Annotated in this window: 5 protein-coding genes and 1 rRNA gene; 3 read left to right on the forward strand and 3 right to left on the reverse strand. The window is 60.3% G+C overall.

Annotated features, from left to right (window positions below):
* Positions 1-188 (reverse strand): 16S ribosomal RNA (locus tag BUA36_RS29630); the annotation flags it as partial.
* A gap of 377 nt (positions 189-565) precedes the next feature.
* Here BUA36_RS29630 and BUA36_RS29635 point away from each other — a divergent pair.
* On the forward strand, positions 566-2,629 hold the full coding sequence (locus tag BUA36_RS29635) for a TonB-dependent receptor family protein (RefSeq protein ID WP_371851503.1): 2,064 nt from the start codon (positions 566-568) through the stop codon (positions 2,627-2,629).
* On the opposite strand, the gene BUA36_RS29640 is transcribed toward BUA36_RS29635, so the two are convergent.
* Both BUA36_RS29640 and BUA36_RS29645 read right to left on the reverse strand, forming a co-directional pair.
* The gene (locus BUA36_RS29640) at positions 2,626-4,044 is read right to left on the reverse strand and encodes an SH3 domain-containing protein (RefSeq protein WP_072791077.1); all 1,419 of its coding nucleotides are present in this window, start codon (positions 4,042-4,044) and stop codon (positions 2,626-2,628) included. The genes BUA36_RS29635 and BUA36_RS29640 overlap by 4 nt on opposite strands.
* A 2-nt stretch (positions 4,045-4,046) precedes the next feature.
* Complete coding sequence (locus tag BUA36_RS29645) at positions 4,047-5,243, reverse strand: SPFH domain-containing protein (RefSeq protein ID WP_072791084.1); 1,197 nt, start codon at positions 5,241-5,243, stop codon at positions 4,047-4,049.
* Positions 5,244-5,431: 188 nt separating this feature from the next.
* Between BUA36_RS29645 and BUA36_RS29650 the strand changes: the two genes are divergently transcribed.
* The gene (locus BUA36_RS29650; protein WP_072791078.1) at positions 5,432-6,112 is read left to right on the forward strand and encodes a response regulator transcription factor; all 681 of its coding nucleotides are present in this window, start codon (positions 5,432-5,434) and stop codon (positions 6,110-6,112) included.
* The gene (locus BUA36_RS29655; RefSeq protein WP_072791080.1) at positions 6,112-8,166 is read left to right on the forward strand and encodes a sensor histidine kinase; all 2,055 of its coding nucleotides are present in this window, start codon (positions 6,112-6,114) and stop codon (positions 8,164-8,166) included. Before BUA36_RS29650 ends, BUA36_RS29655 begins: the two co-directional genes overlap by 1 nt.
* Positions 8,167-8,296: the final 130 nt, after the last annotated feature.

Below are 8,296 nucleotides of genomic sequence, written 5' to 3' on the forward strand. Positions count from 1 at the left end.
CTCCCTTAGGACGTATGCGGTATTAGCGTAACTTTCGCTACGTTATCCCCCACTCCTGGGTACGTTCCGATATTTTACTCACCCGTTCGCCACTCGCCACCAGAGCAAGCTCCGTGCTGCCGTTCGACTTGCATGTGTAAGGCATGCCGCCAGCGTTCAATCTGAGCCAGGATCAAACTCTTTAGTTTAATCTCTGTTTTATCACCATTGACAAAAATGGTTCGCTCACTCAAAATACTGACAGTATTACTACTGCTTATTTCTTGTTGAGCATTTAATGCTTTTAGTTTCGCGGAACCGAAGCTCCGCGTGCACCGCATCAAATGCCCACACTTATCGACTGTTAATTTTTAAAGATCTTGTCTTACGCTGCGAATCGTTTTGTTCGTCAGCAGAGAGGAAAGAGTATGAAGCGTTTAAACTGTTTCGTCAACCCTCTTTTTTTCTCGCTCACTCTGCATTTTGTATGCATCGTTTCGCGAGGGACCGAACTATAGCAAAGCCTGCGCTGATCTGACAAGGGGTTTGTTATATTTCGCGTTCGATCATTGCGGAGTTAAACATAGTGATAGTGCATCGCCTGAGTTCTATCCTTGCCCTCGTCGCGGCTGGCGCCGCAGCGGCTGAAACGCCGGTTGTCGTCATCACCGGAACGCGCACGGAACACGTCAGCTTTGACGTGCCTGCATCGATCGACGTCATCGATGCCGACCGCATACGCGAAGGCCAGGCACGCGTGAACGCATCGGAGGCGCTGGCCAGCGTGCCTGGCCTGGTCGCGCAGAACCGCCAGAACTATGCGCAGGACCTGCAGATCTCTTCACGCGGCTTTGGCGCGCGTTCCGCTTTCGGCGTACGCGGCGTACACCTGATTGCAGACGGCATACCTGCCAGCATGCCGGATGGCCAGGGCCAGGCCGCCACCTTCAATCTGGATATGGCGGAACGCATCGAAATACTGCGCGGCCCCTTCTCTGCGATCTATGGCAATCACGCTGGCGGCGTGATCCAGCTATTCACGCAGGACGGCAAAGGCGCGCCAACGGTGGAGCTGAATGTCCTCAGCGGCAGTGATGGTACCCACAAGACCGATCTCAATGCGCAAGGCGCCAGTGGCGGCATTGGCTATGTACTCGACGTCTCGCGTTTCGATACCGACGGCTATCGCGCCCACAGCGCCGCCACGCGCGATCAGGCCTACGCCAAGCTGACGCTCCGACCACTCGGCCAGGCCAAGCTCACCATCGTCGCCAATGGCCTGCGCCAGGATGATACGCAGGACGCACTCGGCGCAAGCTGGGCAAGCTATCTTCGCGATCCGCGCGCCGGCGAAATCGACATCACCGATACGCAAACACCAAAGCGCACGCTGGCTGACCGCTATAACACGCGCAAGAGCATCCACCACCAGCAGATCGGCGCCAGCTGGGAGCAGCGCTTCGGTGAAGACCGTTTGCGCGTGACCGCATACGGCGGCAATCGCGATGTGATCCAGTACCAGGCTTTTTCCAGGGCCTTTCAGGCGCCGGTCAGCCATTCCGGCGGCGTGGTCGATTTTGAACGCGACTTCTCCGGTACTGACATCAGCTGGTCAACCGTCCATCATCTTGCGCAGGGCAAGCTGACCACCACCATCGGCGCAGAGTACGGCCGCTCCAGCGACGAGCGGAAAGGCTATGAAAATTTCATCGGCACGCAATTCGGTGTGAAGGGTGCACTCCGTCGCGACGAGAACGACACCGTCAGCAATCTCGATCCCTATCTGCAGACGGAATGGGACAGCGGCGCATGGCAGCTCAGCGCAGGTCTGCGGCACAGCCGCGTCAAGATCGCTGTGCGCGACCACTTTCTTAGCAACCGCGATGACAGCGGTTCGCTCAGCTACAGCCACACCACACCGGTGCTGGGCGTGCTGTATCGCGTGACGCCGCGCTTGAACGTATATGCCAGCGCCGCGCATGGCTTCGAAACGCCCACGCTGAATGAGCTGTTTTATTCAGGCGCCGGAGGTGGTTTCAATTTCCGCTTGCAACCCGCGTACAGCACGCACGTAGAAACGGGCGTCAAGGCACGCTTCGACGAAACGCGCATCAACGCCGCACTGTTCCAGATCAGGACTACCGACGAACTGGTCGTCGATAGTTCAAGCGGCGGCCGTACCAGCTACCGCAATGGCGGCAAGACCTTGCGCCAAGGCGTGGAGATGTCGCTGGATTCCACCTGGCGCCATGGCCTGAGCACGCGGCTCGCACTGACCACACTCCGCGCGGTCTACGACAATGGCAGCCGCCTGCCTGGCGTCCCGAATGCGAATCTATACGGTGAACTGGCCTGGCAGGAAGTCCAGAGACACTATGGCGCCGCATTGGAAGCTGTCGCCGTCGGCAAGATCTACGTCGAGGACAGCAACACAGATCAGGCAGCGCCAGGTTATGGCGTGCTGAATGCGCGCATCACCGCCAACCAGCAATGGAAGGGCTGGCGCTTCAAGCAGTTCGCGCGGCTGAACAATCTGCTCGATAAAAACTACATCGGCTCGGTGATCGTCGGTGACACCAACAAACGCTACTACGAAGCGGCGCCGCAGCGTAACTGGATGCTCGGCGCCAGCGCGCGTTATCAGTTTTAGCGCAGCGCCACGGTCTGGCGTTTCCACTCCGGATCTTGCCAGCGGTAGAACAGGCTCAGAGACGAAGGCTTGTCCGCCGATTTCACGGTGGCGAGTGTGGTCATATCCACCAGCTCAAAGCTGCGCTTGAAGCGACCGTCAACACGAACCTCGCGCGCCACCAGCATCTGTTGCGCGCCCGGCACCCAGCCAGCGAATTCCGCATATCCGATATCGGGATCCGCCGCAGCTGGCGGCAAGACGTCCACCTGCCACTCCTTTCCCGACTGATGGAACAACCACATCTCACGCCAGCCATCCATCGGCTGCACGGCCAGGGCCAGCGCACTGCCCTGCGTATTCACGCGCGCCGACGCCGTCCACACCACACCGTAGCTACACTTCCGCACTAACGGATGTTGCTGATCGTGTTTGCCGTCCACCAGCAAGACACAAGATTCGCCCGGCTGCCCCGCGACTGTGATCACGCGCAGCACCGCCGCTCCCGGCACCGCTCCCGCCGACTCGGCGGCCCAGCGCACGCTTCCTGCCCGCACACCCGCCTCGGCAAACGCACTGGCATCGTCCTCCGTCAATTCTGCCGGCTCCACCAAGCCTAACGCATCCAGCGCCCGCTGTGCCGCCTCCGTTGAAGAAACTCCCTTACGCGCCCGCTCAAACGCCACTGACGACCATACCATCGCCCGCCGCATCTGCACACGATTCCGCACATGGCCTGGCAGTTCCTTCAAATCCACGCGCTCCAGCACTTCCGAACGCCATTCGTCCAACGCCACGCGCGCGCCAGGCGTGAGCGAAGGATCGACACACTCCTGGCGCGTCAACCCCAGCATCGCCGATGCACGCTGCTGCGGCTGTGCCGACGCCATCGCCAGAACACGGCGGAACGCCTCGCCGTCATAACACAACTGCATCCGGCCCTCGCGTTCAAAGCTGCGTATATTCACACCGTAATGTGCGACGGCTTCCAGATGCGCTGCAATCACGGTATCACCCTGCTTGCCCTGACGCACAGAAGCACGCCGCGCCAGACGGTCCGCCATCGTACCCAGCGCATCAAACGGTTCTGCCGTGATGGCATTCGCCGGCGCCGCCTTCAGATACGCCGCTGCATAGCTGATGCCCAGCGACTCCGCTCCCGGCGTCTCGCGCAGGAAGCGCACCACCGACAACAGCTCCGGCGCATCCGCCGCCGCCAGCGATACCTGACGCACCTGCGTGGCGCGAATGTAGCCGGCCCGCTCGCGCCGATAATCGTACACCTGCAGAAAATCCTGCTTCACACCGCGGATCTCCAGGCTATCCCCCTGCCACAACACAGCCTGCTGTTGTGCCGAGTCTTTGGGCGCAGCACGCAATGCCGCCTGGTCTTGCGTCACGATCGCCAGCGTGAGCGCCGCCGCTATCATCACCATGGTTATTGGCCCTCCGCCGCCACACGCGTCTGCTTGCCAAGCAGCGATGTGCCGATGAAGCCACCGTCCGCAGGCGGTGGCGCGATAATCACCTGTATCTTGTCCGACAGCTTGTCTGCCATGGTCTTCTGGATCAGCAGCGGATTACGCGAAATCAGATCGCCCTCACGCTCCATCTGGGCCACCGCTACCTTGCCCAAAGCCTCCTGGCGAAATGCTTCCGCCTCCGCCAGCTTGCGGCGCGCATCGGCCTCACCGGCCGCCTCAATCAGGCGCGCCTGCGCATTACCTTCCGAGGTTTTGATACGCGCCGCCTTTTCAGCTTCCGCCTCCAGCTTGCGCTGCTCGATCTGCTTTTGTTTGAAAGGCAGTACGTGCGCCATCGCCTGCTCCTGAGCGCGCGCCGCAATGATCTGCTCATTGCCGGCGGCTTCCGCTTCCTTCTCGCGCCGGATCTTTTCCGCATCCGCTTCCAGCGCGGTTTGCTTGACCTGCTTTTCTTTCAGCTCCAGCGTATAGCGCATCTTCTCCGTCTCCAGTTCTTCCGCGAGCAGCTTTTCCATGCCCGCCTGATACTCAGGAGGCAGCGTGATCTTGCCGATCGTGATACCGCGCAGCGTGACACCATCAGCCGCCAGCTTGGGCTTCAGCTCTGCTTCAACCGCCTGCTGAATCTCGGCACGCTTGGATGAAAATATCTCGCGTACCGTGTAACGGGTAAAAACCTTGTAGATCACTCCCTGCACCGCTGGTTCAACAATGGCGCCATTGATATCGGGCGGCAGCGATTGCGCCATCGTCATCACCCGCGCGGGATCAAGCGCATACCGCACCGACATATCCACGCCCAGCGCCAGGCCTTCCACCGACTGGAACGGCGCCTTGTCGCTACGGCTTGGGCGATACACCTGATCCAGCAGCGGCACCTGGCGCAGCACATGCACGCCCGGCACCATCAGCACTGCACCGTCGTGCACCGTCACAGAGGAGCCAGTCATCTGATTGGTGCGGATGCCGATATAGCCCGGCGACAGTTTGGCCAGCGGCGGATGGGTAACCAGCGCATAGCCCGCGGCCGCAGCCAGCGCCGTTGCCACCAGCATCGCGCCATTACGGCGCATGCCGCTCACCGCCACGCCAGCGCCGCCGCTGAAAGCCGTGCGTACCGCCTGCACCATCCGTTTGATCCGCTCTGCCATGATGTTCACCTTTCGTTGATTTCCGGGCTTATCCCCTGAGACGCATGGTGCCCCGCACAGTGCGGAGCTATCAACGCCGTCGCCGTCCAACTATCCTCACCCGGTGTGAAGAAATCTTCACACCTGTTTTATGACTTTTTCCGTAAAAGCGGAGATACTGGTTCCATTGACAGGAAGTGGAGTGCAGCATGGCCAAAGTCGCCGTCATCGAGGACGATCTGCCGACCAGCAATCAGCTACGGACATGGATAGAGTCCGCACGGCCAGGCATCGTCGTCGATCAATGGTTCAGCCGTGACGACGCCGAAGCGGCCATCGCGCGTGAGCGCTACGATCTGGTGGTGCTGGATATCGAACTGGGACGCGAGCGGCATGCGGGTGTGGCGATCATCAACGCCATCAACAAGCGGCACGGTACGCCAGTGCTGGTGGTATCGGCCATGCCGGCCACCATTTACCGCAGCATCATGAAAGCACTGGATGCCTGGGACTATCTGCAGAAAGCCACGTTTGAGGAGGCCGATTTTGTCGAAACCTTTCTGGAGATCCTGCGCTCCGTCAAAGAGCCTGCCTCCGCGAGTACCGCAGAACTCAGCATGGACCCGCTGCGCCAGCGCACACCGATGTGGCGCGGCCACCGCATCAACCTGCCACTGACCGCGCAGCGCATATTGGCGGCGTTATTTGAAAAGCGCGGCCAGGTCGTCTCTTATGACGAATTGTTTGAAGTGGTGAAGAGCGGCCGCAATCGCGACAACATCCGCAAGCATGTCAGCACCATCCGTGATGCCTTCCGCGAAATCGATCCCGACTTTGCCTGCATAGAGAACGTGCCGATGCGCGGCTTCCGCTGGGCGGACAGTGAATGATGGACTGGCGCCGTCTCAGCCTCGTCCCCTACCGCTTACGCCTGCTGCTGCGGGCGGCGTTTGTCTTCCTGATGGCGGCGACGGTGGGCCTGGCGTTGTCCGTGCTACAGCAGGAAAAACAGCTCAGCTACAAGAACTATGAAGGCAGCTTCCAGAAGACGCGCGTGCAGGTGGCGGCCACGCTGCGCCATCCGACGGGTCAACTGGCGCTGCTCAATCCTCAACCCGCCAGCAGCGGCGGCGCACTGCATCCACTGCTGCTTCCCTTCGCCGCGCTGGACTTCGACGATCTGCAAAAGGTGCAGCAGGCGGTCGCCATGTCCGGCTGCCTGGCCCAATATGGGAATAACGGCTCGCTGTGCGTTGGCATTGGTAATAACCCGTGGGCGGGAGGCTTCATTTATGTCGCAGGCACTTTTAATGGCGCACGGCTGGTGCCGCATGCACGTGGCGATCAGATCGTCGATCAGGCGCATCGTGTACGCGTGAAGGTGACGCTGCGTGGCCAACGCTATGAATGGATCGCGCCGTTCGAAGAAAGCACGGAGCCGCAAACGCCGGGGCGCCGCTACAGCGGCATGCGCGGACGGCTGACCGGTTTCAATGCCGCCGACGTCGCCCGCGCCAAAGCGCCGGTAGTAAAAGACTTCCGTGGCTGGATCTGGCAAAGCCCGCGCTGCAATCAGGCGGATGCCAATGATGACGACGACGCGTGCGCGCGCAGCGCCTTCTTCTCTTTGCGTCTGCCGATCGGTGTGCTGCAGGATGCCTTGTTTGAAAAGCGCCGGCCTGAATGGCCGCCTGCGGATCTGGACCGCATCAACGTCAGTCTCGCCGTGCTGGCGCCAGGCGATGGTGCACCGCTACTGGACAGCAGTACGGGACCGGCGGCGCAGCCATTTGCGCTGGCAGATCTGAAAACCATGCTGCTGCCGGGAGAGCGCCTGCAAATCAAACGGCTTGGCGATGGCGTCATGCTGCCACCGCTGATTGGTCCCGTCGAATCGGAAGACCAGTCCTGGCATTTCGTCACCACGCTGATCCGCCACTTGCCCGTGGATGCTTACGATGTGCCGCTGGAAGCGAAAGAAGTCATCGCTACACCGGCCGGCAGTTACGAGGTGGTGTTGAAGGGCGATGTGCGTAGTGTGAGCAAAAGCCTGGGCGTGGTGGCCAGCCGCCTGGTGTGGTTTGTCGGCGCGATGCTGGCAGCGTTGATGCTGGCCTGGCTGGTGATCGAGGTCGGCATCATCCGGCGCATCAAGGTGCTGATCAAACGTGCGGACGATGTGGGCGAGAAGGTCAAGTCGGCACGCGGATTTTCAGAAACCGATCTGGCCGACCTGCGTGGCGCCGATGAACTGGGCGTGCTGGCAACCGGATTACATGATCTGCTGCGCCGCGTGCGTGAAGACGTCGAGCGTGAGAACATCCGCGCCGAACAGGAACGCGATATGTGGCACGCAGTCGGGCATGAAATCATGTCGCCATTGCAGTCGCTGATGGTCTTGCATGGTAACGATCAAAGCCAGCGTTATATCAGCCGCATGCAGCAGGCGGTCCGCGTGCTGTATGGCCATGCGTCGCCGAGCGAAGCGTTTCAATCTTCCGAGCTACAGGTCACCGAGGTTGAGCTGACGGGCTTTCTGCAAAACGTCGCTGACAATGCGCCATGCATCGGCATCGAGCATGTGATGTATGAAGGGCCGGCGACACCGCTCACTGCACGTGCGGATGAATACTCGCTGGAAGATGTCGTCACCCATGTATTGCGCAATGCCGAGCGATACCGGCTACCCGGCAGTCCGATAACCATCACATTACATGGCAGCGAAACAGGCGCGACGATCAGCATACATAATCAGGGCCCGCAGATAGCACCCGATATGCTGAACAAGATTTTTGAGTATGGCGTTTCCGATGGCGCAGGCGAAAACCGCGGCCAGGGACTGTTTGTGGCCAAGACTTATATGGCCAAGATGGGCGGTACCATCGTCGCCCAGAATCACGCGCATGGCGTGCGCTTTGTACTGAGCCTGCAGCGCGGAGGGTAAACGCAAAAAGGCCCGATCATCGATCGGGCCTTCCTGACTTATAACTAGCTTGACGATAACCTACTTTCACACTGGTTGCAGCACTATCATCGGCGCAGAGTCATTTCACGGTCCTGTTCGGGATGGGAAG

The organism is Duganella sacchari (assembly GCF_900143065.1).
Lineage (GTDB): Bacteria > Pseudomonadota > Gammaproteobacteria > Burkholderiales > Burkholderiaceae_D > Rugamonas > Rugamonas sacchari.